The organism is Erwinia aphidicola (genome assembly GCF_014773485.1).
GTDB classification, from domain to species: Bacteria; Pseudomonadota; Gammaproteobacteria; order Enterobacterales; family Enterobacteriaceae; genus Erwinia; species Erwinia aphidicola.
On record NZ_JACXBP010000006.1, the window covers coordinates 91,301 to 118,064 of the forward strand.

Below are 26,764 nucleotides of genomic sequence, written 5' to 3' on the forward strand. Positions count from 1 at the left end.
AGCGGCAGTGAACTACGATTGAGGGGCCATTTATTACATTGAGGTAAACCATGAATAGCCAATCCGTTGAACAGTTTGTTGTCACCTTTCGCTACCAGGAAAAAGGGCTCTCTGACCTGCTGGAGTTGAACAGCGCCCTGCTCAGTGCCGGGTTCAGCACCACGCTCAACGACAGCCAGGGCCAACCACACGAGTTAGGCACCAATAGCTTCGGCATTACCAGCGCGATGGCGCCGGAAGAGATCGCGCAGCAGGCGCGCAGCGCGGGAGAACTGGTGCTCGGTGATACACCGGAGGTGGACGTTCAGCGCTGGGAGGAGTTTCAGCAGCAGCTTAAAAGCTAACTTTCTGTAAATATGATGCAATGCCGTGCGCCAATGGGTATTTTGGTTATTCTTTAAGCGTTATCATCGTCGAATCACAGCGAAAAAGAGGAGTGTCCTATGTGGTCAGCCATCGGTCGTCTGTTGAGTGAGCAACTGGGTCCGGCAGAAATTAACGGACGCAGTGAGTTGCCGGGCGGTGAGGTTCATTCAGCCTGGCTGCTGCAATACGGTGAGCACCAGGTGTTTGTCAAATGTAACCAGCGCGAGATGCTCGATCTCTTCAGCTGGGAAGCGGATCAGCTCCAGCTGCTGGCGCGTACCCACACGGTGCGCGTGCCGGAAGTGTACGGCGTTGGCAGCGACCGCGATACCAGCTTTCTGCTGCTGGAATACATCAAGCCAACGCCGCTAAATGCCGATTCTGCTTTCCAGCTTGGCGTACAGCTGGCCCATCTTCACCAGTGGAGTGAACAGCCGCAGTTTGGGCTGGACTTCGACAATAATATTACCACCTCTCCTCAGCCCAACAGCTGGCTGAAACGCTGGTCGGTGTTCTTTGCTGAACAGCGCATCGGCTGGCAGCTGCAGCTCGCCGCTGAAAAAGGTATTCAGTATGGGGATATCGAGCTGATTGTGCACTGCGCGCAGACGGCCCTCGACGCCCATCACCCGCAGCCGTCGCTACTGCACGGCGATCTGTGGCCGGCGAACTGCGCGGGGAGTGACAGTGGTCCCTGGCTATTTGATCCAGCCTGCTACTGGGGCGATCGTGAGTGTGACTTGGCCATGCTACCGTGGTTCAGTCAGCTGCCGGGGCAGATCTTCGAGGGTTATCAGTCGGTGTGGCCGCTACCTTGCGGCTTCTCACAGCGTCAGCCGATTTATCAGCTCTACTATCTGCTGAACCGCGCCAATGTCTTCGGCGGCAGCTGGCTTGGAGAGGCACAGCGTGCGGTAGGCACCCTGTTAGATGTGGACGATTTGGCTAAACAGCACGCGCGTCCGGCCTGAGATAAGCCCGGGCGGGGCACCTTCCCCCGCCCGCGATCCTCAGTAGATAAACCCGGCCAGCTTCAGCACGAAGTAACCCGCTACGGCGATGATAATCGGCAGGACGTACAGCGGGAATATTTGCAGGAAAATAGTGTGGCGCGGCACCACAATCCTCTCTTCCAGCTGCGCACGCGTGTGCCCTTCAGTACCGCGCGCGTTTTCCAGAATCAGCTGATCCTCAATCCCTTCACGCAGAAAGCGCGACTGGCGCCACATGCGCGCGCCGGAAGCCTGCAAAGCAAGGCCGACAAAAATCAGCACGTAGATAACCCAGAACAGCACGTTGCTGCCGTGATTAAAATCCGGTACCGGTGAGTTATTCCAGAAGCTGGAAAGAAAACCGGTGTTAAAACGGATCATCTCAATCATCACATGGGCGAAATCCTGCATCACCGCATTAATGCCCTCGCGCTTTTCCCGGCTTTTTTCCAGAAAACCCAGCAGGGAAATCAGCGTTGAGATCAGCGCGGGAATAAAGATAACCCAGCCCGCGACCCGCTTGATCACCGCCACTCTGCCAGCCTGTTGATAAGTCATGCCTTCTCCTGTCCATACGATGTCTGCGTGTCAGTCTACATTGAGTCGGCAAAAAGCGCCTGTAAAATGCGGTCAGCGCAGCAGGTTCTCCGCTTAACGCCGCTGCGATGTTAATTTTTTCAGCAACGCCTTCATGCTAAGGTGATGCAAACTGTCAAATGGAGCCGCAGAATGTCTTATCAACGCCCCGTACACGCCGCCATCTTTGATATGGATGGCCTGCTGATTGATTCAGAACCGCTATGGCACCAGGCCGAGCTGGACATCTTCAATACCCTTGATGTTGACCTCAGCCGCCGTAAAGAGCTGCCCGATGCGCTCGGCCTGCGTATCGATCAGGTGGTGCGCATGTGGTACGAAACCCTGCCGTGGAGCGGCCCTTCCCAGGCGGAAGTGACGCAGCGAGTGATTGCCCGGGCGCTGAGCCTGGTCGAGGAGAGCCGTCCGCTGCTGCCGGGCGTTGAGCATGCGTTAAAGCTGTGCCAGGCCGAGGGGCTGAAGATCGGCCTGGCCTCCGCTTCTCCGCTGTTTATGCTGGAGCGCGTGCTGGAGATGTTCAACCTGCGCGACTATTTTGAAGTGCTGGCCTCGGCGGAATCTCTGCCCTACAGCAAACCGCACCCGCAGGTTTACCTTGATGCCGCCGCCCGGCTTGGCGTCGACCCACTGAACTGCGTTACGCTGGAAGACTCCTTTAACGGCATGATCGCCACTAAAGCCGCACGTATGCGCTCTATCGTGGTGCCTGACGCCAGCCACGCCGAAGATGCACGCTGGGCGCTGGCGGAGGTCAAGCTCAGCAGCCTGCAGCAGCTTACCCCCGCTCATCTGCACGGTCGTTAAACCTGACAAGGTGCTGCCTGTGCAGCACCTCTCAATAAAAATAAAACAACGTTTCATTTTTATTGAATTACCGCCCGCCTGCGCCTATGCTCCCTGCTAACCTCGTTAATCAGGAAGCCGCTATGATCCTCAATGCTTTTAACCTCGAAGGGAAAGTCGCGCTGATCACCGGATGCAACACCGGGCTGGGTCAGGGTATGGCCGTCGGTCTGGCGCAGGCCGGATGTGACATCATTGGCGTCAACCGCTCCGCTGCCTGCGAAACGGCAAAGCAGGTGAGCGCGCTCGGGCGCCGCTTTATCAGCATCACCGCCGACCTGTCGGACAGCCACTGCGTGCCAAAGGTGATGGAGCAGGCGCTGGCAGCCTGCCCGCGGCTCGATATCCTGGTCAACAATGCCGGGATTATTCGCCGCGCAGAGGCGCTGAATTTCAGTGAGCAGGACTGGGATGACGTCATGAACGTCAACAGCAAAACGCTGTTCTTTCTTGCGCAGGCGGTGGCGCGCCAGTTCGTTAAGCAGGGGCATGGCGGCAAAATCATTAATATCGCCTCAATGCTCTCTTACCAGGGCGGCATTCGCGTACCTTCGTATACCGCCTCGAAAAGCGCGGTAATGGGGCTGACTCGCCTGATGGCCAACGAATGGGCACAGTACGGGATCAACGTTAATGCCATCGCCCCGGGCTATATGGCGACCAACAACACTGAACAGCTGCGTGATGATGAAGAGCGCAGTCAGCAGATCCTCAAGCGCATTCCGAGCGGTCGCTGGGGCGAGAGCCGCGATATGATGGGGCCGGTGGTGTTTCTCGCCTCCAGCGCGGCGGACTACGTTAATGGCTATACGCTGGCCGTCGACGGGGGCTGGCTGGCGCGCTAACCCAAAGGCGGGTCAGTTTCTGTGCGACCCGCTCAACATTTCACTGATGTGAAAATATTTATCTTTCGTTACAGCGTCACATATTTATTCTACTGTATATATTCCCTATACTGGATGCATTGACAGTTATGCACCAGGTGTTCCCATGACGGCCGAAGGCCACCTCATATTTGCCATTGCCAGCGCCATTTTCGCCAAACGAGCGGAACTGACGCCGGTGCTGGCCAGCGCAGACTGGTGGCATATTATTCCGGCTACCCTGCTCACCTGCCTGCTGCCGGATATTGACCATCCAAAATCTTTTCTCGGTCAGCGCCTGAAGTGGCTGTCGCACCCTATTGCGCGCGCCTTTGGTCATCGCGGATTCACCCACAGCCTGCTGGCGGTGGCGGGCGGTGTCGCGCTGCTGCAGCTAAAGCTGCCCGCTGGCTGGCTGATCCCTGCCGATGCTTTCCAGGGCATGGTGCTGGGTTACCTCAGCCACATTGTGGCCGACATGCTGACGCCCGCCGGGGTCCCTCTGCTATGGCCGTGCCGCTGGCGCTTCCGCCTGCCGCTGCTGAGAAGCCAGAAAGGCAACCAGCTGGAGCGTGCGCTGTGCCTCGCGCTGGTCGGTTATGCCATCTGGTTTCCGCCGGGTATGCCACCCTTTGGTGCGACCGGCTGGACCAGCCAGGTGGTCAATTCGGTACAAAATGGCTTTAGCCGGGTGATAAACCCGCAAAACGGACATTAATCGACCGATAACGCAACAAAAGTTATAAATCATTCCTTTTGGATATAAGCCTGCACCATCACTAGCTGCTACCATTTCGCCCTTGTGCTGGTTACTGCGCGTCAGAAATTAACTGAGGTCAGTTATGGCACTTTTGCCGACTATTTTTGGGAGAAATGGGAAATGAATTTTCCGCTAATTATTAACCTGGTAGCGTTCGTGGCGCTGCTGCTGCTGGTAGCAAAAACCGGCCGCACCGGCTGGAGCCTGTCGAAGAAAGTGCTGTTCGGCCTGGTGGTCGGCGTACTGTTTGGCCTCGCGCTGCACACCATTTACGGCGAAAACAGCCCGGTAATTAAAGAGTCTGTCAGCTGGTTTAACCTGGTCGGCGGCGGTTACGTTCAGCTGCTGCAGATGATTGTAATGCCGCTGGTGTTCGCATCGATTCTCAGCGCCGTAGCCCGTCTGCATAACGCCTCATCGCTGGGCAAAATCAGCGTGCTGACCATTGGCGTGCTGCTGTTCACCACCGCCATTGCCGCCGCCGTTGGCGTATTCGTTACCTGGCTGTTCGGCCTCAACGCCAGTGGACTGGTGCAGGGCGCACAGGAAAGCGCACGCCTTGCGGCCATTCAGAGCAGCTATGTTGGCAAGGTCGCCGATCTCAGCGCGCCGCAGCTGCTGCTCTCCTTCGTCCCGAAAAACCCGTTTGCCGACCTGACCGGTGCTAACCCGACTTCGATCATCAGCGTAGTGATCTTCGCCGCCTTCCTTGGCGTGGCGGCTCTGCAGCTGCTGAAGGATGATGCCGAAAAGGGCCAGCGCGTACTCAAAGCCATCGATACGCTGCAGTCCTGGGTCATGAAGCTGGTGCGCCTGATCATGAAGCTGACGCCGTACGGCGTGCTGGCCCTGATGACCAAAGTGGTGGCAACCTCTAACCTGAGCGACATCATCAAGCTTGGCAGCTTCGTGCTGGCCTCTTACCTCGGCCTGGCGATTATGTTTGCCGTGCATGCCCTGCTGCTGTCGGTCAACGGTGTGAACCCCCTGCGCTTCTTCCGTAAAGTGTGGCCGGTTATCACCTTCGCCTTCACCAGCCGCTCCAGCGCCGCGACTATCCCGCTGAGCGTGGAAGCGCAAACCCGTCGTCTGGGTATTCCAGAGTCGATTGCCAGCTTTGCGGCATCCTTTGGTGCCACCATTGGCCAGAACGGCTGTGCCGGTCTCTATCCGACCATGCTGGCGGTAATGGTGGCGCCAACCGTGGGCATCAACCCGTTTGACCCCATGTGGATTGCTACGCTGATCGGCATCGTGACCCTCAGCTCTGCGGGCGTTGCCGGCGTTGGTGGTGGTGCAACCTTCGCGGCGCTGATTGTGCTGCCTGCCATGGGCCTGCCGGTCACCCTGGTTGCCCTGCTGATCTCCATCGAGCCGCTGATTGATATGGGCCGCACCGCGCTCAACGTCAACGGTTCCATGACCGCCGGTACGCTGACCAGCCAGTGGCTGAAGCAGACCGATAAAGCGGTAATGAACACCGAGTCAGACAGCGAAGCCGAACTGGCACATCGCTAACCCTCCCGCGGGCCGGATCCCCCCGGCCCGCCTCATTTCGTCATACCCCTGCATTTATCGGGCGTATATCCCTCACTGTTCTATAGTTACTGTTGCCCTAAAATGACAGCAACTGGAGTACATGAGTCATGCCGAAAGAACACAAACCGCAGCAGCAGAAGCCCACTACCGCCCCTGACAACGCCAAAGTGGCTGCGCTGGAACCCTTTCGCAAAAATGGAATGGAACAACCACTGACCACCAATCAGGGTACTCGCATCGCCGATGACCAGAACTCACTGCGTGCCGGAACGCGCGGACCGACGTTGCTGGAAGACTTCATCATGCGTGAGAAGATCACCCACTTTGACCACGAGCGCATCCCGGAGCGTATTGTCCATGCGCGCGGCTCTGCGGCGCACGGCTACTTTCAGACCTATCGCGACATGAGCGAGGTTACCAAAGCGGACTTTCTGCGCTCTCCGGAAAGCGTCACGCCAGTATTTGTGCGCTTCTCCACGGTGCAGGGCGGCGCGGGTTCCGCCGATACCGTGCGTGACATCCGCGGCTGGGCCACCAAGTTCTATACGGAGGAAGGCGTTTTCGACCTGGTGGGCAACAATACCCCGGTGTTCTTTATCCAGGATGCCCATAAGTTCCCTGATTTTGTCCACGCGGTAAAACCAGAGCCGAACAATGAGATGCCGCAGGGGCAAAGCGCCCACGACACCTTCTGGGATTATGTTTCCCTGCAGCCAGAAACCCTGCACAACGTCATCTGGGCGATGTCCGATCGCGGCATTCCGCGCAGCTACCGCACCATGGAAGGTTTTGGCATTCACACCTTCCGCTTTATCAACGCCGAAGGGAAAGGGACGTTTGTGCGCTTCCACTGGAAGCCAGTGGCGGGTAAAGCCTCGCTGCTGTGGGACGAGTCACAAAAGCTGACCGGCCGCGACCCCGACTTCCACCGCCGCGACCTGTGGGAAGCGATCGAAGCGGGAGACTTCCCGGAATATGAGCTTGGCGTGCAGCTTATTCCCGAGGCTGACGAATTCAACTTCGATTTTGACCTACTGGATGCCACCAAGCTTATCCCTGAAGAGCTGGTGCCGGTGCAGCTGATTGGCAAAATGGTGCTCAACCGCAACCCGGATAACTTCTTTGCCGAAACCGAGCAGGTGGCCTTCCACCCGGGTCATATCGTACCGGGAATGGATTTCAGCAACGACCCGCTGCTGCAGGGGCGCCTGTTCTCCTACACCGATACCCAGATCAGCCGTCTTGGCGGCCCTAACTTCCATGAAATTCCGATTAACCGCCCGGTCTGCCCGTACCACAACTTCCAGCGCCAGGGCATGCACCGTATGGAGATCGATACTAACCCGGCCAACTACGAACCCAACTCGATCAACGACAACTGGCCGCGTGAAACGCCACCCGCGCCACAGCGCGGCGGTTTTGAGAGCTATCAGGAGCGTATTGAAGGCCATAAAGTGCGCGAGCGCAGCCCCTCTTTTGAGGAGCACTACTCGCAGCCGCGCCTGTTCTGGCAGAGTCAGACGCCGGTGGAACAGCAGCATATCGTCGATGCTTTCTCCTTCGAGCTAAGCAAAGTCGGCCGCGCCTACATTCGCGAGCGCGTGGTGGACCAGCTGGTGCATATCGATATTTCGCTGGCGAACAGCGTGGCGGAGAACCTTGGCCTGACCCTTTCCGAACAGCAGTTGCAGACGGCCCCCCCTAAGGACGTCAATGGCCTGAAAAAAGATGCCAGCCTCAGCCTGTATGCGGTGCCAAGCGGCACCATTAAAGGCCGCAAGGTGGCGCTGCTGCTCAGCAATGGTTTCAACGCGGCCGATACGCTGGCTGCGCTGCAGGAGCTGAAAAATCACGGGGTGCATGCCAAATTGCTGGCGGCGCACATGGGCGAGGTTCACGCGGATGACGGTTCGACGCTGACCGTGGATGCTACCTTCAGCGGCCTGCCTTCGCTGACGTTTGACGCGGTGCTGGTGCCCGATGGCAACATCGATGCCCTGCTGCTGCGCGGCGATGCCTGTTATTTCCTGCTGGAAGCCTACAAACACCTGAAAGTGATTGGGCTGAGCGGCAACGCACGGCGCTTTAAGGCACAGTTCGGGCTGGCTGACGATGATGAAGAAGAGGGCATCATCTGCGACAGCAAAACTGAGGGGGTGTTGATGAGCGAATTCCTGGCCGCGCTGGGTGCTCACCGTATCTGGTCACGCAGCCAGAAAGCGCTCAGCGTCCCGGCGTAAGCGCCCTGCTCATCACAATCTGAGGGCAATCGTGGCGGTCAGGTAAAGGAAACGTTAAGCGCTGTAAGCAGCGGCAAATGGCGAGGGGTTGGCGCTTGTATTTATCCCGGGTAAGGAAGATGCTGAACCCGGTATGAACCAGGAGAATGCTTATGAAAAAGGTGATAACCACACTTTTCGCCTTATCGCTGCTTACCCCGGCGCTGGCATCGGCCCATCCCGGCGGCTGGGGTCCCGGCCCCGGTCCGGGCTGGCATCATGGCGACGGCGGCTGGCACGGCGGCCACGGACCCGGGCGCTTATCGTTTCTTCCCGGTGCTGCCGCTGCGGTGCTGATTGGCGGCCTGACTTACTATGTGCTTAACGGCAACTACTACCAGCGCCAGAACGATAACACCTATGTGGTGGTTGACCGCCCGGTGGAACATTACCGCGACAGTTACGACGACATGCGCGCGCTGGATTACAACGGTGAGCGATTTTACGTGCAGGACGGCCATTACTACCGCCGCAGCATCAACGGTGAATATCTGGAAGTTCCACGGCCGCCGGGTCTGTAACTTGCTAAAAATGACAAAAAAAAACGGTCACCGCGGTGACCGTTTTTTTTACGTAACCAACAGTTACTTGGTGGTAGCCTGCGGGTCGGTATCGTAATCTTTGCAGCTCTGGAAGCCGTAGTTCATCACACGGCCGGTGTCGCTATAGCTGACAAAGTAAGTCTGCTGTTTACCGTCACGTTCGCCCAGCACATACGTCTGGCAGGTGCCGCGAGCGTGGACCATGGTAATTTCGGTAGAAGGTGGGCCGGCGATGTCACGCACCTGCTGGCGGGTCATCCCTTTTTTCACGTCCTGCACTACTGGTTTGGTGACATAACTTTCAGCCCGGTCGTAGGCAGTACAGCCAGACAACACGGCCAGGGCAACAGCAGCACCAATCAATCCCGTCAACTTACGCATTTATTCTTCCTCATTTATTATCCATGTAAGCTTAAGCCTGGAATATAAATGCAGATTTATCAACTTTATGGCGTCAAATTATTATCGATCTCTCTGCTCCACGCCTATAATGCAGCCATTGAGAATGAACATTCGCATTCCTGTTATTGCTGTAGCTTACAGATTGTTATGGGTCACTCACCCCCAAGCGGAGAGCCGATGAGCACACAAGCAGAAGCACGCGATGCGCGCCACCGTCTGCGCCAGGACGAGATTATCACTGCTGCCCGCCGCTGTTTTCGCCAGCATGGTTTTCATGGCGCCAGCATGGCGCAGCTGGCGCTGGAAGCGCAGCTCAGCGTGGGGCAAATCTATCGCTACTTCACCAATAAAGACGCGATTATTGAAGAGATCATCCGCCGCATAATCGACTACCGCCTGCAGGAGATGATATCCACCAGCGGCAACATCTACCTGCCCGAGCTGCTGGCGTGGCGCAGGGTACGCAATGAAGAGGATGAAGCCCTGATGATCGAGGTTGCCGCCGAAGCCACGCGAAACCCCGGAGTGGCAAAGATGATGGCCGATGCCGACCAGCGTATGTTCACCCAGGCCTGTCGCAAAGTGGCGGATGAACATCCTGAGTTCAGCCCTGAGCGGGTTCGCGCCTCGGTCGAGATCCTCGCCGTCATGGTGGAAGGCACCTCTTACCGCCGCATCACGCCGCAGAAAGCGTCAGCAGAACGTCTCTATACCCTTTATCAGCAAATTAACGACCTTCTTTTCAGATCAGAGGAATCATGACACCTGCTCATCCCAAACGTCTTGGCTATGCCATCACGCTCGGCCTGCTGGCGGCTCTTGGCCCGCTTTGCATCGATCTCTACCTGCCCGCGCTGCCGGAACTGGCTAAAGACCTGCACACGCCGACCGCAACGGCACAGCTGAGCCTGACCGCCGGGCTGCTCGGCCTTGGCTTAGGCCAGCTGTTTTTCGGCCCGCTAAGCGATAAATATGGCCGTATTCGCCCGCTGCTGCTGTCGCTGGTGCTGCTGCTGGTGGCCTCCATCGGCTGTGCGCTGGCGCAGGATATCCATCAGCTGCTGCTGGCGCGGCTATTTGAGGGGCTGTCCGGGGCTGGCGGTGCGGTGCTGTCGCGCGCCATTGCCCGCGATATGTACAGCGGCCACGAGCTGACCAAATTCTTTGCGCTACTGATGCTGGTCAACGGCCTGGCGCCGATTGCTGCGCCAGTGCTGGGCGGCGCGCTGATGGCGTTCCTCGACTGGCGCGGGCTGTTTATGGTGCTGGCGGCGATTGCCGTGCTGCTGTTTGTGCTGGCACGCCTCAAGCTGCACGAGACCCTGCCCGCTGAGCGGCGCAGCCAGGGCAGTCTGTTCTCTTCCTGGGCGGCTCTCGGCCAGGTGGTCACTCATCGCCCGTTTATGGGCTTCTGCCTGACGCAGGGCTTTATGATGTCGGGCATGTTCGCCTATATCGGCGCATCGCCGTTCGTCCTGCAGCAGATCTACCAGCTTTCCCCTCAGGCATTCAGCTTCTGCTTCGCCGCCAATGGGGTCGGCCTGATTATTGCATCACAGGTTAGTGCACGCCTCAGCCCGCTGTGGGGTGAGTATCGCGTGCTGAAAGGCGGGCTGGTGCTGGCGTTTATCTCTTCCGGCAGCCTGCTGGTGGCGGGGCTAAGCAGCGCGAGCCTGCCGCTGGTACTGGTGGCGCTGTTCTTTAGCGTGGCCAGCAACGGCGTGATCTCCGTCACCGCGGCCTCGCTGGCGATGCAGAGCCAGGGGCACCGTGCAGGCAGCGCTTCGGCCGTGATTGGCGTCACCATGTTTACCCTGGGCGGCATTAGCGTCCCGGTTACCGGTATCGGTGGCACCTCGGTACTGACCATGAGCGCCACCATCTTTGGCTGTTATATGCTGGCGATTCTGATGTTCAATCTGCTGGCACAGAAAGCGAAAACAGCCTGACCCAATCAGACCCGGTGCAGAGAGTAACGTATTGATTGTTGTGGTTTCGCGCCGGGCACGTTAGCTTAAACAGATAAATTGCACACGGTCGCCGCCAGTCGGCGCTGAAAATGAGGAGAGGTAAATGGCTCTGCAACAGGACATTATCGCGGCGCTGGGCGTCAAGCCCACTATTGATGCTCAGGCAGAAATTCGCACCAGCGTTGAATTTCTTAAATCCTATCTGAAAACGTATCCGTTCCTGAAGTCGTTGGTGCTGGGCATCAGCGGCGGTCAGGACTCTACCCTGACGGGTAAACTGTGCCAGATCGCCATTAACGAACTGCGCGCTGAAACTGGCGACAGCAGCTACCAGTTTATCGCGGTGCGCCTGCCGCACGGCGTACAGGCCGATGAGCAGGACTGCCAGGACGCCATTGCGTTTATTCAGCCGGATCGCGTGCTGACGGTGAACATCAAGGCTGCGGTGCAGGCCAGCGAGCAGGCGCTGCGCGATGCCGGAATTACGCTTTCCGATTTTATTCGCGGCAACGATAAAGCGCGCGAGCGCATGAAAACCCAGTACAACATTGCCGGTATGACTTCCGGGGTGGTGGTCGGCACCGACCACGCGGCGGAAGCCGTCACCGGGTTCTTTACCAAATACGGCGATGGCGGCACCGATATCAACCCGATCTTCCGCCTGCATAAAGGTCAGGGTAAGCAGCTGCTGAAAGCGCTGGGCTGCCCGGAGCACCTCTATCTGAAGCACCCCACCGCCGACCTTGAAGACGATCGTCCGGGCCTGCAGGATGAAGTGGCGCTGGGCGTGACCTATGAGATGATCGACCGCTATCTGGAAGGGCAAACCATCGACCCGGCGGCAGCGAAAACCATTGAGAACTGGTATCTGAAAACCGAACACAAACGCCGCCCGCCGATTACGGTGTTTGACGATTTCTGGAAACGTTAACCCCTTCGGCCCTTTTCACCGGTTATTCCTTACGCGAAAACTCCTGCTATACTGTGCGCATACACAGTATGCCGGAGTTTTTAGTGGTCAGAAGAATAGCCAGTCATCGCCTTGAGTTTGAACCCGCCGCGATCTACCAATATCCGGAACAGCTGCGTCCGTGGCTCGAGTCCCTGCCCTCCCTGCCCGGCGTCTATATTTTTCATGGTGAAAGCGAAACCCTGCCGCTGTATATCGGTAAAAGCGTCAATATCCGCAGCCGGGTGCTGTCGCATCTGCGCACGCCGGATGAAGCACGCATGCTGCGCCAGGCCACGCGCATCAGTTTTATCCCTACCGCCGGTGAGCTGGGCGCGCTGCTGCTGGAAGCCCAGATGATCAAACTGCAGCAGCCGCTGTTCAATAAACGCCTGCGCAAAAACCGCCAGCTGTGCGCGCTGCAGATCCGCGCCGGGCGCCCGCAGGTGGTGTATGCCAAAGAGGTCGACTTCTCGCACACCCCGGATCTGTTCGGCCTGTATGCCAGCCGCCGCGCCGCGCTGGACACCCTGCAAAAAATTGCCGACGAGCAGCGGCTCTGCTACGGCCTGCTGGGGCTGGAAACGCTGACTAAAGGTCGCGCCTGCTTCCGCTACAGCCTGAAACGCTGCGCCGGAGCCTGCTGTGGGGAAGAGTCACTGGAGGCGCACCAGCAGCGCCTGCTGGCGGCGCTGGACGCCGTGCGCCTGCAGTGCTGGCCATGGCCGGGTGCCGTCGCCGTGGTGGAAAAAGGCGTCAGCCAGCAGCAGATACATGTGATCAATAACTGGCTCTACCTCGGTTCAGTCAGCGATCTGGCGGATGCCGCCGCCCTGTGCACCACCCCGCCCGGTTTTGACAGCGACGGTTATAAGATCCTCTGCAAGCCGCTGCTGAAAGGCAGCCTGCCGATCATCCCTCTGCCCGGCGCCTGAACAAAACAAAACCGCCGACGGTGACCACGGCCATTCAGGCGGTGTGGGCAACGTCGGCGGTCTCAGATTTGTGCAGCCTGCTCGGGTCGAAGGGGGAAGGCATCCCTCCCCACTTCGAAACTAGCGGATTTAATCTTCTGCAGGCGCCATTTTACCTTCATGCTGCGGCTTTTCAGTCAGACGTTTCTCAAAGTTCTGATTAAACTGTTTTTTCTGTTCAGGGGTCAGCACGTTATACAGCTTGTTTTGCGTCTCCAGCATCGACATTGCCCGCGCTTTGCCGTTGGCAGACATCTGTTCAGCCTGCGCTTCTGCCTTCGCCTTGTCGAAGCTGTCGGAGGCAATAATGTTATGTACCGCACGGCGCTCTTCCAGCGACGGGCGCTTCATCTCTTTATGGGACTCTTTCATGATGGTGCGCATCTGTTGTTTCTGCGCGTCCGTCAGATTCAGTCCTTTAAACATCTCGTGCATTCCACCGTGACGCGGTGGCTTATGCATCATCGGCTTGTCGGCGCCCGCCGGCGGTGGCGTCAGAGTATCAGCGGCTGCATGAACGATATTTGCAGCACCCAGAGCCAGTGAAGCGGCAACAAAAACAGAGGTTAATTTACGCATAATATAGTCCTTACTTTTCAGTTCAATGACGACGCGATTGTCGTGATGTCGGAAGCAAGTTTACGGCGCTGAACGTCAAGTAGTCAGAGCGTCAGTAAAGCCCTGAAAGCATAAAAGACAATTTGACGCCAATCATGAAGAGAATGCGAAGATTATGGTGAGGAATTGCAAAAGAATATGAATTTGCACAGGTTTATGCAGAAATTATGGAGGAGTGTAATCTGTGCGGCAGGATAGCGGAAGGAAAAGTTAACGCATTAACGGCCTGGCTACTGCATGACTGAGCCGCCACGGGGCGGCTCATTTTCAGGTTACGGCGTGGAGCCGAGCGCCTCATTATGCGCATTATCTTCGACCAGCATCAGCCCGGCACGCAGGCCGACCGCGACGTTGGGATTAGGGAACAGCACGTACTCCCGCGCCTGCTGGACAAAATAACGCTTCTCGCCATCTTCTGCCAGCAGCGTGCCCTGCGGGAAAACGGTGAAGTTCAGCGTGTCGTCGTTCATATGCAGCACAAAGCTATCCGACAAACGGGTGATCTGCTGAGAGACCCGATAGCGGCGCGGCGCCTCAGCGACGGCAGGCGGTTCCCCCCCGCAAATCAGCGCGATCAGCGCCTGCCGGGCCGCGCTGAACTGGCTGAGATCGTTCTGCCCAAACGGCAGTGCTTTACCCAGTTCCAGCGTACAGCTGGCAGCCTGAAAATGCTGGCTGCTATAGTGGGTAAATGTGCCACCCGGTGCGCGGTGGAACACCAGCGCCTCCAGCCCGGCAACGCCCAGCCACGCCATAAAATCTTCCGGCCACGGCGTGTCGCGCAGCGGCAGCACGCCAAAGCGCGTATGCCATGAGCCGCGGATCGCGGTGTGCATATCAATATGCCAGCGCACCTCTTCGTACTCGCCGGCCTGCCAGAAGTTCTCCATCGCCTGCTCCAGCCGCCAGGCGCGGCGCGCTTCCGGACAGTCTTCATACTGCTGCCAGCGGCCGCCAAACATGCGGTTCATATCGCCGTGCAGATAGCGCTTATTACGCCTCAGCGCTGCCGGGTTGCCATAAATCACCAGCAGCCGCGTCTGCAGCGGCCGCTCGCCGCGCAGCAGAGAGTCCAGCAGCGGCTCAACAATTTCTACCGGGGCCGTCTCGTTGCCGTGGATCCCGGCAGAGACCACCAGCGCCATGGTCGCCGGTTGGGTCGGGGTCAGTTCAACGATCCCCTCATCGATCCAGCGCCAGATGAGATGCTCATTACGCCCCTCAGGCGCGGAGGGGGTTTGCCCGTTTAGCGTGGTGGTGAGGAAGTCCTGCATTGATACTCCTTAGAATCAATCGCCGTTCAGCCATGACAGGCCGGAGCTGATCTCCGGCCCTGCGATCATCGCGTTACTGCTGAAAACGGTAAACATTGCCTAAGTTTAGCAGCTTCGTCAGCTCATCGAGAGCTTCACGTCCTTCACGCAGCAATTGCGGGTCGGCCAGGTCAGCCTGCGACAGCCGGTCGCGGTAGTGGCGCTCTACCCAGCCGTTGAGCGTGGCGAACAGCTGGTCGTTCATCATCACCGCCGGATTGACCGCCGCCTGCTGCTGCTCATTCAGCACTACGCGCAGGCGCAGACAGGCCGGGCCGCCGCCGTTGCACATACTTTCGCGCAGGTCGAATACTTTCAGTTCGTCAATCAAGCCGCCGCGGGTGACCAGCTCGCTGAGATACGCCCAGACGCCCGCATGGCGGCGCGCCTCTTCCGGCAGAACCAGCAGCATTTTGCCGTCTGGCTTGCTCAGCAGCTGGCTGTTGAACAGATAGGTTGACACCGCATCGGCCACGCTCACCCGGCTATCCGGAACTTCGATGGCGCTGAAGCCCGGCACTTTCGCCCCCAGCTCCGCCAGCAGCTGCGGCTGATGAACAAAGGCCTGCTGATGGCAAAACAGCGCCTGCTGGTTGCTGACGGCAATCACGTCATTGTGGAACACCCCCTGGTCGATCACCGCCGGATTCTGCTGAGCGAATACCGTGCGGGCCGGATCAAGCTGATGCAGCCGCGCCACGGCTTCACTGGCCTCCAGCGTCTGCCGTGCCGGGTAACGCACGGGAGCCACCTCGCCACGGCGTTCTGCGCGCCCATAGACAAACAGCTGCACGCCCGGCTCGCCGTAGCCGTTGCCAAAGCGGTTGTGGTTGGCCGCGCCCTCATCACCAAACATCGCCACCTGCGGCAGCGCGTCGTGCACGCTGAAGTGGTCACGGTCGCGGAAAATAGCGCGCAGCAGCGCCGCCGTGGTGGGGGCTTCTATCGCGCGGTGAAACTTATTGTTCAGATTGGCCACGGTGAGATGCACGCGACCGTCGGCGCTGTCCGCCGAAGGGGATACGGTCGCGGCATTGGCGACCCACATTGCCGACGCCGAACTGGCGGCAGAAAGCAGCTGCGGTGCCTGTTTTGCCGCCTGCGCCAGCACCTGGTCATCGCTGCCGCTAAAGCCAATCTGGCGCAGCGCTTCAATATTCGGGCGCTGGTGCGGCGGGATCACGCCCTGGGCAAAGCCCATATCCGCCAGCGCTTTCATCTTCATCAAGCCCTGCAACGCCGCCAGCTTCGGGTTGGACTGCTGGTGCTGGTTGCGGGTTGAGGCTTCATTACCAAACGACAGCCCGGCATAGTGGTGGGTCAGCCCCGGCAGGCCGTCGAAGTTAACTTCACGTGCGCTCATCGGGCACCTCCTGCATCGCTAAAATCGAGGCCCGGTGACAGACTGGCAGGCAGCGACAGATCGCTGGACTCCAGCGAGGCCATCGGCCAGGCGCAGTAGTCTGCAGCATACCAGGCGCTGGCGCGGTGGTTACCGGAAGCACCGATGCCGCCGAATGGCGCGGTACTGGCTGCCCCGGTCAGCGGTTTATTCCAGTTCACGATCCCGGCACGCGCTTCAATCAGCAGGCGCTCAAACTTCTCACGCTGTGGGGAGATCAGCCCGCAGGCCAGGCCGTAGCGGGTGTTATTGGCAATGCGTATCGCCCGGTCGAAATCGTCGTAGCGGATCACCGTCAGCAGCGGCCCGAACACCTCTTCATCCGGCAGGTTGGCAACATCGGTCACGTCAATAATGCCCGGCGTCAGGATCGCGCTGTCGCGCTGCGGCCACTGCATCGCCAGCAGCACTTTGCCGCCGCTATCGATGCGTGCCTGCCATTCGCTGTAGATCTTCTCAGCGGCCTGCAGCGAGATCACGCTGCCCATAAAGGGCTGCGGCTCGGCATTCCAGCTTCCGCTGCGAATTTTTGCCGCCACTTCAACCAGGCGTTGCAGGAAGGCATCCCCCGCCGCGCCGCGCTTCACCAGCAGACGGCGCGCACAGGTGCAGCGCTGCCCGGCGCTGATAAACGCCGACTGAATGGCGATATGCACCGCGCCGTCGATATCATCAGGATCTTCGACGATCAGCGGATTGTTGCCGCCCATCTCCAGCGCCAGCATTTTAGCAGGCTGCCCCGCCAGCTGACGGTGCAGCTGATAGCCGGTTGCCGCACTGCCGGTAAACAGCACGCCGTCCATCTGCGGCTCCTGCGACAGCGCCTGGCCGGTTTCGCGCCCGCCCTGTACCATATTCAGCACGCCACCCGGCAGCCCGGCACTCAGCCACAGCCGCACGGTGATCTCCGCCGTCAGCGGTGTCAGCTCGCTCGGTTTGAACACCACGCAGTTGCCCGCCAGCAGCGCTGGCACGATATGCCCATTCGGCAGATGTCCGGGAAAGTTGTACGGGCCGAATACCGCCATCACGCCGTGCGGACGGTGGCGCAGCGAGCTGTCAGCACCACTCTGCTCGCCGGTGCGCTGATGATAGGCGCGCACGGAGATCGCCACTTTATTGATCATCGCCTGCACTTCGGTCTGGGTTTCCCAGCGCGGCTTGCCGGTTTCGCGCGAGATCGCCTCACTCAGCTCCACTTTGCTTTTTTCCAGCAGAACGGCAAATTTCTCAGCAATTGCCTGACGCTCGGAGAACGGGCGTCGCGCCCAGGCTGGAAAGGCAGCCCGGGCCGCGGCACAGGCGTCAGTCACCTGCCCGGCGCTGGCGGCTTTACCCTGCCACAGCAGCTCGCCGTGTACCGGATCGGTTTTTGTGATGTTGTCGCCGCCGCCGATCAGCCACTGGCCGTTAATACAGTGCGTCATGCTTTTTTCTCCTCACGAAAAAGTGTCACCACCCGCAGCTTATCGCCCGGCTGGCACAGCAAAATCTCTGCCTGTTCTGGCGTAATACTGATGCTCTCTGCCTCTGCATTGGCAGGCAGCAGGATCGCGCGGAACTGCTGATAGTTTTCATTCGACACCAGGCACAGCGGCAGGTTTTCGTCCTGCTGCGGGTCGATGCGCGCCGTCATAGGGTGGCTTTTACGAATCGCCCGTACGCGATCAATGTCGCACTCCAGCGTCGGGCCGCCGTCGAAAATGTCAATGTAGTTCTGGAACTGGAAACCCTCGGCTTCCAGCACGGCGCGCGCCGGAGCCGTTTGCGGATGAACCTTGCCGATCACTTCGCGCGCGTCTGGCGTCAGGTAGTCGATATACAGCGGATGCTTCGGCATCAGTTCGGCGATAAACGCCTTCTGCCCGGTGCCGCACAGATAGTCGGCATCGGCGAAGGACATGGAGAAGAAGCGGCTGCCCACGCTGTCCCAGAACGGCGAACGTCCCTCGTCATCGATCCAGCCGCGCATCTCCGCGACCACCTTCTGCATAAAGTGCTGGCGAAAACCGGCCATAAACAGAAAGCGCGATTTAGATAACAGGTAACCGTTTTTGCCATTGCGGTAGTCCGGATCAAGGAATAGCGTACAGAGCTCGCTGCTGCCGGTATGGTCGTTGCTGAGCGACAGCGTCGGCAGCATGTTATACACGTTCAGCTCTTTCGAGGCGTGCACCTGGGTGCCGACGCGAAAGTTGTACCACGGGTCCTGCAGACCGACCGCCACTTCAATCGCGCAGATCCCGACGGCCTTCTGACTCTCACTGTCGGCCAGCACAAACACGTATCCCTGTTCTGCACGCGGCAGTTCACCCTGCCAGGTCAAAATCGAACGTTCGATACGCGCCGACAGCGTGTCGCTGTCGGCAGGCAGTGAGGTCAGTCCCCCGCCGGTTTTGCCGGCGAGGTGCATCAGCTGTGCCAGATCGTCTCGTTCAACGGGACGAATAAACATCATAGGCCGGCTCCTTCAGTGAGCGTACGGCAGGCACGTTCAAAGCGGGCCAGCCCTTCGGTCACTTCCTCGCGGGTGATAATCAGCGACGGCGCGAAGCGCACCACGTTGGCCCCGGCAATCAGCACCATCAGCCCTTCGCTGGCCGCTGCCTGATTGATCTGTTTGGCTTTACCCTGGAAATCCTGATTCAGCACGCAGCCGATCAGCAGGCCGAGGCCGCGAATTTCGCTAAACAGCTGCAAACGCTGGTTGATCTGGTTGAGACCGTCGACAAACCACTGATGACGCTCCATCACGCCCGCCATCACTTCCGGGCGATTGATCAGCTCCATCACTTTTCCACCCACCGCCCCTGCCAGCGGATTGCCGCCGTAGGTAGTGCCGTGGCTGCCAACGTTGAGGTGCGCCGCCAGCGTTTCGGTGGTCAGCATCGCACCAATCGGGAAGCCGCCGCCCAGCGCTTTCGCGGTGGTCAGCACGTCCGGCGTTACCCCGTAGTGCATGTAGGCATACAGCGAACCAGTGCGGCCCACCCCGCTCTGCACTTCGTCAAAAATCAGCAGCGCGCCGTGCTGGTCGCACAGCTCACGCAGGCCACGCAGGAATGCCGGCTGCGCCGGAACCACACCTCCTTCGCCCTGGATCGGTTCAACGATCACCGCACAGGTGCAGTCGTTAATCAGCGCGGCAGCGGAGGCGAGGTCGTTATACACCGCGTGCTGAATACCACCGGGCAGCGGCGCAAAATCTTTCGAGTAGGCGGGCTGCCCACCGGCAGAAACGGTGAACAGCGTGCGTCCGTGAAACGCGTTGTTAAACGCCACGATGCCATTTTTATCTTCAGCACCATTATCATGGGCCACTTTACGCGCCAGCTTCAGCGCTGCTTCGTTGGCTTCCGCACCGGAGTTACAGAAAAACGCCCGGTCGGCAAAGGTGGCATCCACCAGCTGCTTCGCCAGGCGCAGGATAGGCTCATTGGTATAACCGTTGCCGGTGTGCCACAGCAGTGCGGCCTGCTGCTGCAGCGCCAGCTGCAGGTCCGGGTGGGCATGGCCCAGGGCATTAACCGCAATGCCACCGGCAAAGTCGATATACGACTTGCCCTCCTGATCCCATAAGGTCGACCCTTCAGCCCTGACCGGCACAAAGCTGGCAGGTGCGTAGGTAGGAACAATCCATTGATCAAAGTTTTGACGGGTGACTGACGGTTGCATAGCGGCCTCGTATTTCATTATCCCCTGCTTGCGTGCAGGGTGAATTAAAAGTTTAAAAAATGTTAATGAGATGATTCATTGCAGCTCTACTGTAGATTGCACGCTGCGTGCCAGCTAGCGGTAAAAATGCATAAACCATTTTGAACAACCATATATCAATCACTTACGTCAAGTCGCTATTCACACTTAATGCATAAAAAGTGAATAAGATTCCGATCCGCCCGGCTTAACCGCACAATAAAAAGCAGAATTATGCATTGCTAAAATAAAATATCGATTATGTGATCAAAGCCAGAATTAGGTTTTAAAAGAGGCAGTTAGCGCACCAAAATGAACCAGTTGCACCAAAAGAGGGAGAGTTAAGAAAGGTTAAAACTTATCAAGGGTGGCAGGCTGCCACCCTGAGAAAGGGTCATTTGCCAGCTCAGGCCGTCATACGTTCGTTCCATGAGTCTTTGAATACAATGTGTCCGTTGCAATGCTTCCGGGTAATCATTTCGTAGCGCAGCATGATGGTTTCTAAATGCGTGCCCGTTGCGGCGCCAGGATAGAGATCCGGCGTGATTGAAACGATTTTGACGTTAACCATTACGTCAGGCGATAGTGTTTATCCGGCACCGGGGTATCGGGCAGTTCGGTTTCCAGACTCATCTCGCGCAGGTTGATCTCAATATTGATACACATGGCATCCAGCGGCAGATGGTTTTTGGCAAGGCCAAACGGCATCTCCAGCTCCTCTGCCAGCGTGTCCAGCGACAGGAAGGTGTAAGAGATAAACACCGACACCAGCGGCGTCATGTAATGCAGGTCCGGCACCAGCGCGAACGGCAGCAGCGTACAGAACAGGTAGACCGTGCGGTGCAGCAGCAGGCCGTAGGCAAAGGGCACCGGCATGCTCGCCAGCCGCTCGCAGCCGCCCAGCACCTGCGACAGCTGGTTAATATTGCTGTCCATATGCTGGTAGAGAATATCGGAAATATTGCCACGACGTCGCTGTTCCGCCAGCCAGTTCGACAGCTGCAGCTCAATAAAGTTAGTCGGCGCGCGGCGCGTTAAGATTTCATCGGCTTCATCACCGAGATAGCGGCGCAGGTCCGCATGGGCATCGGTGCGGCGCAGCTGGTGCTTCAGGCTGTAGCAAAATGCCAGCAGCAGCGCCATCACGCGCGGCGCTTCTGCGGGGGAAATGGCCTGCGCCAGCCGCTGCAGCGTGCGGCAGGCAATCAGTAAGTTGCCCCAGAACATGCGCGCCTCGATAAAGCGACCAAAGCAGACGCTGTTGCGAAAGCCAAGAAACACCGCAATCGACACCCCGAGCAGGCTGAACGGGGCCAGCGTCAGCTTAATCCCCAGGGTTTCATACCAGTCGAGACAGTAAATCGCGATGATCGACATCAGCAGATTCAGCGACAGGCGGAACCAGATGCCAGGTAATACCGAACCGTGCCAGGCGAACAGGCGGACAAACCAGTGACTATTTGTTGGGCGGATGATCATGATGTGAGGATGAGTGGGATTTTTCGCGATTGTGCGGAAAAATCTCGCGCCTGAGAAGTGATATTTTGTGAGTTTAGTCACATATATTTGCTGGCCGCATATTGACAAAAATCACCCTCTCAGCGGCCAGAACATTCCCCTGTTTTCAGGGTGCCATCAGGTTGAAATCGCCGTTATCCGGAGCCTGTAGCGTCACGGGAGGTGCCAGCTTGAGGGTGATCCAGTTCGAGGTAACGCGCTGTTGCCTGCTGTCCTCCAGCGTCACCGACAGATGATATTCATTGCTGGCCCCTTCGCTGCTATCCCACGCGGGAATAATGATGCTCCAGCCCTGGGTGCTGGCATTGCTGGCCGGTGGCGTCAGGCTCAGGGCCTGGGTATCCCCCTGCCAGCTGACCGCTTTAATCGCATTGCTGTTGCGCACCTGCAGCTTGAGCGGCAGGGTTTCGCCCGGCTGCACCTGCCACGGCGGCGTGGCAAGGAACACCGACAGGGTTTTACGCTGGCGGAAGGCCATCACCGGGGAGTTGTTGCGATCCACGCTGTCATAGCGGCTGCCGCTCAGCGACTGCGCCGCCGCGACGTTATCTGCCGACAGCTGTTTACTCAGCGCCACGCCGATGCGGTAGTTCATCTTCAGGGCGAACTGATCCTGCGACTCGCCGCCGTCGCCCTCTTTATGCAGCGCGCTGAGGGTGAACAGCGGTACCGGGGTGTAATTGACGCCGAACGAGACCGCCGCAGGGTTGGTCATCTGGGTGCCGCTGTTAAACAGGTCAACGTTCTGGCCAAGGTACTGCTCATAGCTGAGCGAGACGCCAAGCTGGCGGTAAAAAGGCAGGTAGCCGCGGGTGGTAATATCGTAGCCGCGCGCCATACGCATCTGGCTGGTACTGCTGCGATTGCGCCAGCCGGAGAGCGGCTGGTAGTAGTTGGCAGAGAAGCGTAAATACTCGCCCCAGGCCTCGGCCCCCAGCGAACCGCGCTGCTGGCTGGAGTCGATAAGATCGTCGACAAAGGCGTTATAGCCAAGTCGCCAGCTGCCGGCGATCCAGCGCTGACCGAGACCGGCATTGCCCACCGTGCCATATTCCGTCTGCTCAACGCCCAGCTGGCTAAAGGTGAGATACTGGTAGTTATCCTGCCACGGCGTCAGCAGCTGCGCCGAGGTGCCGTTAAAGCTCCCTTCCGCATCAACGTTAAGCGATACCGTGGCGCGCCCGTAGGGGGACAACAGCTGTTCGCCCTCGCTGGCGACGCGCTCGCTGGCCGCATCGCGGAAGCGGTTGAACGCCCAAATCCCCGCCTGTTCGCGCAGCGACTTATCGCTGTCGCTGTTCATACTGGCTTCGCCAATCGTTTTCGCTGCCGTGGCGATTTTTTTCGCCAGCTCGCCACTGCTGTCGGTACTGCCCAACTCAGGCAATTGCTGCTGGAGCTGGCTAAAGCGGGCGGGATCGTCAAACGGGGCATCGGCAACGCGGTCAGAAGCGTCAAAGGCATACGCCGGGCAAAGCGGCAAACCGCTGACCGCAAGGGTGATGAACAGCGCTGAAAGGGGGAATGGGTGTTTAAATCTGGTCATAACCTCGAAGCAGTGTAGTTTTATAAAAAGTGAGATCTGATTCACAAATCAATAAAACTAACCTTAACACATATTCGCGGGAAGGTCGGATTATCGGGCACGCCCGGAGCTTAAACCGTCGCGCCCACGGTAAAAAACGTCAAGGGTCCACCTCAGGACATAATCAGGCCACCGTCAACGTTAATGGTCTGCCCGGTAATGTAACGCGCATCGTCAGAAGCGAGGAATGCCACCAGCCCCGCGACGTCCTGTGGCTGCCCGGCGCGCTTCAGCGGAATGCCTTCCACCCATTCAGCCATCAGCTCACCCTTGCCGTATTTTTTACTGTCGCTGCTGAGGATCTCACCCCACACGCGATCGTTGTAGTCCCACATTTCACTCTCAATAATTCCCGGACAGAAAGCATTAACCGTGACGTTGTAACGTGCCAGCTCCTGCGAGAGGCTCTGGGTGATACCAATCACCCCCATTTTGCTGGCGGCGTAGTGCGGCGTATAGATAAAGCCCTGGCGGCCCTGTCCTGAGGAGGTGTTAATCAGGCTGCCCGACTGCTGTTTAACCATGTATTTTGCCGCTTCACGGCAGCACAGCCAGACGCCGGTGGTGTTAACCGCCAGAATTTTATCGAAGTCACTTTTCGGCATTTTGTCGAAGGTGTCGATAGTAATCACCCCGGCATTTTGGATCGAGACGTCGATGCTGCCAAAACGTTCGTTGGCCTGGCGGTAAAGCCCCTGCACCTGCTCTTCGTCGGTCACATCGACCTGCAGTGCCAGAATCTCGCTGCCGTGAGCCGCTTTCAATTTTTCGGCGGTGGCAAATACGCGTTCGGCGTTAGATACCATCACCAGGTTCGCGCCATCACGGGCAAAACGTTCCGCAATGCCGGCACCGATACCACGACAGGCCCCGGTAATCACCACGGTTTTTCCACTAAAATCTCGCTTCATCTGCTGCTCCTGTTGCAATATTCGTCGTTGACCGGCGGGTCGGGCATGCCCGACCCCTACGGGTATTGGCAATTAATTCGGGTTATTGCCCGGCTGCCACAGCGTGCGTTTCACCGCATCCTGCCAGCCCAGCCAGCTCTGCTGGCAGCGCTGATGCCGTTCGGCGTCGGGCTGCCACAGGTCATGCTGCGGCATCATTTCGCGCAGCTGACTGTCGTTGAGCTGACCGAGCGTGCGCCGTGCCAGCAGCCCGGCACCCAGCGCCGACAGCTCGGGCGTGCTGCTGCGCGCCACCGGGCAGCCCAGCAGGTCGGCCTGAAACTGCATCAGCCACGGGTTTTGCGTCGGCCCGCCGTCAACCATCAGTCGCTCCAGGCGGAAACCCGGGTGCTGACGCATCGCTGCAATCACATCGGCAATCTGGTAGGCGATCGCCTCCAGCGCGGCGCGGATCAGGTGCGCTGGCGTCACGCCACGGCTTAAACCGCAGATCATGCCGCGCGCCTGGTCATCCCACCACGGCGCGCCGGTTCCGGTCAGCGCCGGGACGAAATAGACGCCCAGCGTGGAATCGATGCTGGCCGGCAGTTCGTGCAGCGCCCGCGCCAGCACCTGCCCCTTACCGTCGGTCAAGCCGGTGGCCTGCGCCATCCACGCCACGCCGTCGCCGGTATGCGGAATATTGCCCTCAAGGCCGTAAACCAGGCGCTCGCCGTCGTGCCACGCCACCGTGGTCGCCAGGCTGGTGATGCTGGTGTCCGGGGTGTTAAGCGGCGCCATCACCGAGGATCCGGTGCCGTAGGTGGCTTTTACCCCGCCCGGGTCGCCCAAACCGTGACCGTAAAGCGCAGCATGAGAATCGCCCACCATCGCCATAATCGGCAGGCCATCGGCAATCCCTTCCAACCCGTGCGTGACGCCAAACAGGCTGCCGGACGGGCAGATCTCCGGCAGCGCCGCCGCCGGAATGCCAAACAGGGCCAGCATCGCCCCGTCCCACTGGCCGCTGTGCAGATTCAGCAGCTGGGTGCGCGCCGCATTGGAGGTATCACAGCGGAACTGCCGGCCGCCGCTGAGGTTCCACAGCAGCCAGGCATCAATAGTGCCGAGGCACAGCTCGCCATTTGCCGCACGGGCATGGCCATCGCTGACGTTATCCAGCAGCCAGCGCATCTTTGAGGCGGAGAACAGCGGCGCCACCGGCAGCCCGGTGACGGAGCGGATCAGCGCTTCCTGGCGATCGTGACGCAGCTGTTCGCAAAATGCCGCCGAACGCGAGCACTGCCAGGTCAGCGCCGGGCCAATCGGTTTACCGCTGTGGCGCTCCCAGCCGATGGCGGTTTCGCGCTGGTTGCTGATCGCCAGCGCCGCCACGTTCTCCTGGCCTACCGTATTCAGCACTTCGCGCAGCACCGTCAGCGAGGCATTAAGCAGCGTGAGGCCGTCCTGCTCCACCCAGCCCGGCTGCGGCGTCGCCACCGTCAGCGGGCGCGAGGCTTTCGCCACCACCTGACCGCGGGCATCAATCGCCACCGCTTTGACATTGCTGGTGCCTTCATCCAGCGCAATAATCAACGCTCTAGCCATGGCTAACCTCAGAGAGCGGCGCGGCCGCCTGCTTTTTTTCATGGCGACGCATCAGCACCACTTTGCTTTGCAGTTTCTGCTGGAACTGGTCGATGACCACGGCGGTCACGATAACCAGCCCTTTAATCACCATCTGCCAGAAGTCGCTCACGCCCATCATCACCATGCCATCGGCGAGGAAGACGATAACGAACGCGCCGATGATTGAACCGGAAACCCGCCCGCGCCCGCCCGCCAGCGCCGTTCCACCCAGCACCGTGGCACCGATAGCATCCATCTCAAACATGTTGCCGGTCATCGGGTGCGCGGTTTGCAGCTGCGACGCCACCACCAGCCCGACCAGCGCGGCGCACAGCCCGGAGAAGGCATAGACAAACACTTTGACTTTCACGATCGGCACACCCGCCAGGCGCGCCGCCGATTCGTTACCGCCGGCCGCATAGATGTAGCGGCCGAGCGGGGTTTTACGCGTGATATACAGACCGAGCAGCAGGAAACCGACCATCAGCCAGATCGGGAAGTAGACCCCAAGGAAGCTGCCGGACCCGAGCAGCGAGAAGCCGGTGTTGCCGAGCTGCGGCACGCCGACCAGGTTCGCGTAGGTGCTGCCGTCGTTGAACAGCAGGGCTGCACCGCGCGCCACATACATCATGCCGAGGGTACAGATAAACGGCGCCACGCCGAGACGGGTGATCACCGCGCCGTTGATAAAGCCCAGCAGGATGCCAAAAATGGCCACCGCAAGGATCACTTCCGGCACGTTGAGGAACAGCACCTGCCCGCCCCAGATCGGCACGCCGTTGGTCAGCAGCGCACCGGCCACCATGCCGCAGATCCCCGCCACCGCGCCGACCGACAGGTCAATCCCGCCAGTGAGGATCACCAGCGTCATGCCAATCGCCAGCAGCCCGGTGATCGCCACGTGCTGGGTCATGATCAGCAGGTTGGACGTAGTGAGAAAGTTCGGCACCATCACGCTGAAAAAGCCGACGACAATCAGCAACGCAATAAAGGTTCTGGCCTTCAGCAGGTACATATAGAGCAAATATTTCTGATTCATT

24 protein-coding genes and 2 pseudogenes are annotated in these 26,764 nt (G+C 59.0%); 12 read left to right on the forward strand and 14 right to left on the reverse strand.

Annotated elements, in window-relative coordinates; genetic code table 11:
• The first annotated feature begins 50 nt into the window (after positions 1-50).
• Both ghoS and ID864_RS15345 read left to right on the forward strand, forming a co-directional pair.
• Positions 51-344 carry a type V toxin-antitoxin system endoribonuclease antitoxin GhoS gene (gene ghoS / locus ID864_RS15340; protein ID WP_191150035.1) on the forward strand — a complete coding sequence of 98 codons (294 nt, stop codon included), beginning with the start codon at positions 51-53 and terminating at the stop codon, positions 342-344.
• Positions 345-443: 99 nt separating this feature from the next.
• Positions 444-1,337 (forward strand): fructosamine kinase family protein, encoded by an 894-nt coding sequence (locus tag ID864_RS15345; RefSeq protein ID WP_048916213.1) that lies wholly within the window; start codon positions 444-446, stop codon positions 1,335-1,337.
• Between the two features lie 39 nt (positions 1,338-1,376).
• On the opposite strand, the gene ID864_RS15350 is transcribed toward ID864_RS15345, so the two are convergent.
• A complete protein-coding gene (locus tag ID864_RS15350) occupies positions 1,377-1,916 on the reverse strand; it encodes a YniB family protein (protein WP_048916214.1) in 540 nt (179 codons plus the stop codon).
• Positions 1,917-2,087: 171 nt separating this feature from the next.
• On the opposite strand from ID864_RS15350, the gene hxpB reads away from it, so the two are divergent.
• From hxpB to ID864_RS15380, 6 genes and pseudogenes are all read left to right on the forward strand, one after another.
• Positions 2,088-2,759: a hexitol phosphatase HxpB gene (gene hxpB, locus ID864_RS15355; RefSeq protein ID WP_048916215.1), complete on the forward strand. Its 672-nt coding sequence runs from the start codon at positions 2,088-2,090 to the stop codon at positions 2,757-2,759.
• A 122-nt stretch (positions 2,760-2,881) separates the two neighbouring features.
• Positions 2,882-3,643, forward strand: a complete 762-nt coding sequence (kduD, locus tag ID864_RS15360) for a 2-dehydro-3-deoxy-D-gluconate 5-dehydrogenase KduD (protein ID WP_099754373.1) — start codon at positions 2,882-2,884, stop codon at positions 3,641-3,643.
• A gap of 145 nt (positions 3,644-3,788) precedes the next feature.
• Complete coding sequence (locus tag ID864_RS15365) at positions 3,789-4,379, forward strand: metal-dependent hydrolase (protein ID WP_048916218.1); 591 nt, start codon at positions 3,789-3,791, stop codon at positions 4,377-4,379.
• Between the two features lie 162 nt (positions 4,380-4,541).
• The gene (locus ID864_RS15370; RefSeq protein ID WP_099754372.1) at positions 4,542-5,939 is read left to right on the forward strand and encodes an L-cystine transporter; all 1,398 of its coding nucleotides are present in this window, start codon (positions 4,542-4,544) and stop codon (positions 5,937-5,939) included.
• 170 nt (positions 5,940-6,109) lie between these two features.
• A pseudogene (katE, locus tag ID864_RS15375) lies at positions 6,110-8,200 on the forward strand (catalase HPII); the annotation flags it as partial.
• 152 nt (positions 8,201-8,352) lie between these two features.
• Positions 8,353-8,760, forward strand: a complete 408-nt coding sequence (locus tag ID864_RS15380) for a DUF6515 family protein (RefSeq protein WP_048916221.1) — start codon at positions 8,353-8,355, stop codon at positions 8,758-8,760.
• 63 nt (positions 8,761-8,823) lie between these two features.
• On the opposite strand, the gene osmE is transcribed toward ID864_RS15380, so the two are convergent.
• On the reverse strand, positions 8,824-9,162 hold the full coding sequence (gene osmE / locus ID864_RS15385; protein ID WP_048916222.1) for an osmotically-inducible lipoprotein OsmE: 339 nt from the start codon (positions 9,160-9,162) through the stop codon (positions 8,824-8,826).
• Positions 9,163-9,360: 198 nt separating this feature from the next.
• Between osmE and ID864_RS15390 the strand changes: the two genes are divergently transcribed.
• The 4 genes from ID864_RS15390 to cho all read left to right on the forward strand — a co-directional run bounded on the left by ID864_RS15390 (position 9,361) and on the right by cho (position 13,037).
• A complete protein-coding gene (locus tag ID864_RS15390; RefSeq protein WP_191150036.1) occupies positions 9,361-9,945 on the forward strand; it encodes a TetR/AcrR family transcriptional regulator in 585 nt (194 codons plus the stop codon).
• Positions 9,942-11,132, forward strand: a complete 1,191-nt coding sequence (locus ID864_RS15395) for a multidrug effflux MFS transporter (protein ID WP_191150037.1) — start codon at positions 9,942-9,944, stop codon at positions 11,130-11,132. Before ID864_RS15390 ends, ID864_RS15395 begins: the two co-directional genes overlap by 4 nt.
• Positions 11,133-11,256: 124 nt before the next feature.
• Positions 11,257-12,084: an ammonia-dependent NAD(+) synthetase gene (gene nadE, locus ID864_RS15400; RefSeq protein ID WP_048916225.1), complete on the forward strand. Its 828-nt coding sequence runs from the start codon at positions 11,257-11,259 to the stop codon at positions 12,082-12,084.
• An 83-nt stretch (positions 12,085-12,167) separates the two neighbouring features.
• The gene (cho, locus tag ID864_RS15405) at positions 12,168-13,037 is read left to right on the forward strand and encodes an excinuclease Cho (protein WP_048916226.1); all 870 of its coding nucleotides are present in this window, start codon (positions 12,168-12,170) and stop codon (positions 13,035-13,037) included.
• Between the two features lie 129 nt (positions 13,038-13,166).
• Here the strand turns inward: cho and spy are convergent, their stop codons facing one another.
• The 12 genes and pseudogenes from spy to ID864_RS15460 form a co-directional block, all read right to left on the reverse strand.
• Positions 13,167-13,655 (reverse strand): ATP-independent periplasmic protein-refolding chaperone Spy, encoded by a 489-nt coding sequence (spy, locus tag ID864_RS15410; RefSeq protein WP_048916227.1) that lies wholly within the window; start codon positions 13,653-13,655, stop codon positions 13,167-13,169.
• A 311-nt stretch (positions 13,656-13,966) separates the two neighbouring features.
• Complete coding sequence (astE, locus tag ID864_RS15415; protein ID WP_048916228.1) at positions 13,967-14,968, reverse strand: succinylglutamate desuccinylase; 1,002 nt, start codon at positions 14,966-14,968, stop codon at positions 13,967-13,969.
• Positions 14,969-15,041: 73 nt separating this feature from the next.
• Positions 15,042-16,370, reverse strand: a complete 1,329-nt coding sequence (gene astB, locus ID864_RS15420) for an N-succinylarginine dihydrolase (RefSeq protein ID WP_191150038.1) — start codon at positions 16,368-16,370, stop codon at positions 15,042-15,044.
• On the reverse strand, positions 16,367-17,836 hold the full coding sequence (gene astD, locus ID864_RS15425) for a succinylglutamate-semialdehyde dehydrogenase (protein ID WP_191150039.1): 1,470 nt from the start codon (positions 17,834-17,836) through the stop codon (positions 16,367-16,369). The genes astB and astD overlap by 4 nt, the downstream gene beginning before the upstream one ends.
• Positions 17,833-18,867, reverse strand: coding sequence for an arginine N-succinyltransferase (gene astA / locus ID864_RS15430; RefSeq protein ID WP_191150040.1), 1,035 nt, complete (start codon positions 18,865-18,867; stop codon positions 17,833-17,835). The genes astD and astA overlap by 4 nt, the downstream gene beginning before the upstream one ends.
• A complete protein-coding gene (locus ID864_RS15435; RefSeq protein WP_191150157.1) occupies positions 18,864-20,084 on the reverse strand; it encodes an aspartate aminotransferase family protein in 1,221 nt (406 codons plus the stop codon). The genes astA and ID864_RS15435 overlap by 4 nt, the downstream gene beginning before the upstream one ends.
• A 424-nt stretch (positions 20,085-20,508) precedes the next feature.
• A pseudogene (locus ID864_RS23885) lies at positions 20,509-20,667 on the reverse strand (type VI secretion system tube protein Hcp); the annotation flags it as partial.
• 5 nt (positions 20,668-20,672) lie between these two features.
• On the reverse strand, positions 20,673-21,581 hold the full coding sequence (locus ID864_RS15440) for a bestrophin family protein (protein ID WP_133623474.1): 909 nt from the start codon (positions 21,579-21,581) through the stop codon (positions 20,673-20,675).
• Positions 21,582-21,726: 145 nt separating this feature from the next.
• On the reverse strand, positions 21,727-23,166 hold the full coding sequence (locus tag ID864_RS15445) for a YchO/YchP family invasin (protein WP_187498631.1): 1,440 nt from the start codon (positions 23,164-23,166) through the stop codon (positions 21,727-21,729).
• A 152-nt stretch (positions 23,167-23,318) separates the two neighbouring features.
• Positions 23,319-24,116, reverse strand: coding sequence for an SDR family oxidoreductase (locus tag ID864_RS15450; RefSeq protein ID WP_048916234.1), 798 nt, complete (start codon positions 24,114-24,116; stop codon positions 23,319-23,321).
• A gap of 72 nt (positions 24,117-24,188) precedes the next feature.
• On the reverse strand, positions 24,189-25,703 hold the full coding sequence (locus ID864_RS15455) for an FGGY family carbohydrate kinase (RefSeq protein ID WP_048916235.1): 1,515 nt from the start codon (positions 25,701-25,703) through the stop codon (positions 24,189-24,191).
• On the reverse strand, positions 25,696-26,763 hold the full coding sequence (locus ID864_RS15460) for an ABC transporter permease (protein ID WP_062820952.1): 1,068 nt from the start codon (positions 26,761-26,763) through the stop codon (positions 25,696-25,698). Before ID864_RS15460 ends, ID864_RS15455 begins: the two co-directional genes overlap by 8 nt.
• Between the last annotated feature and the right edge of the window lies 1 nt (position 26,764).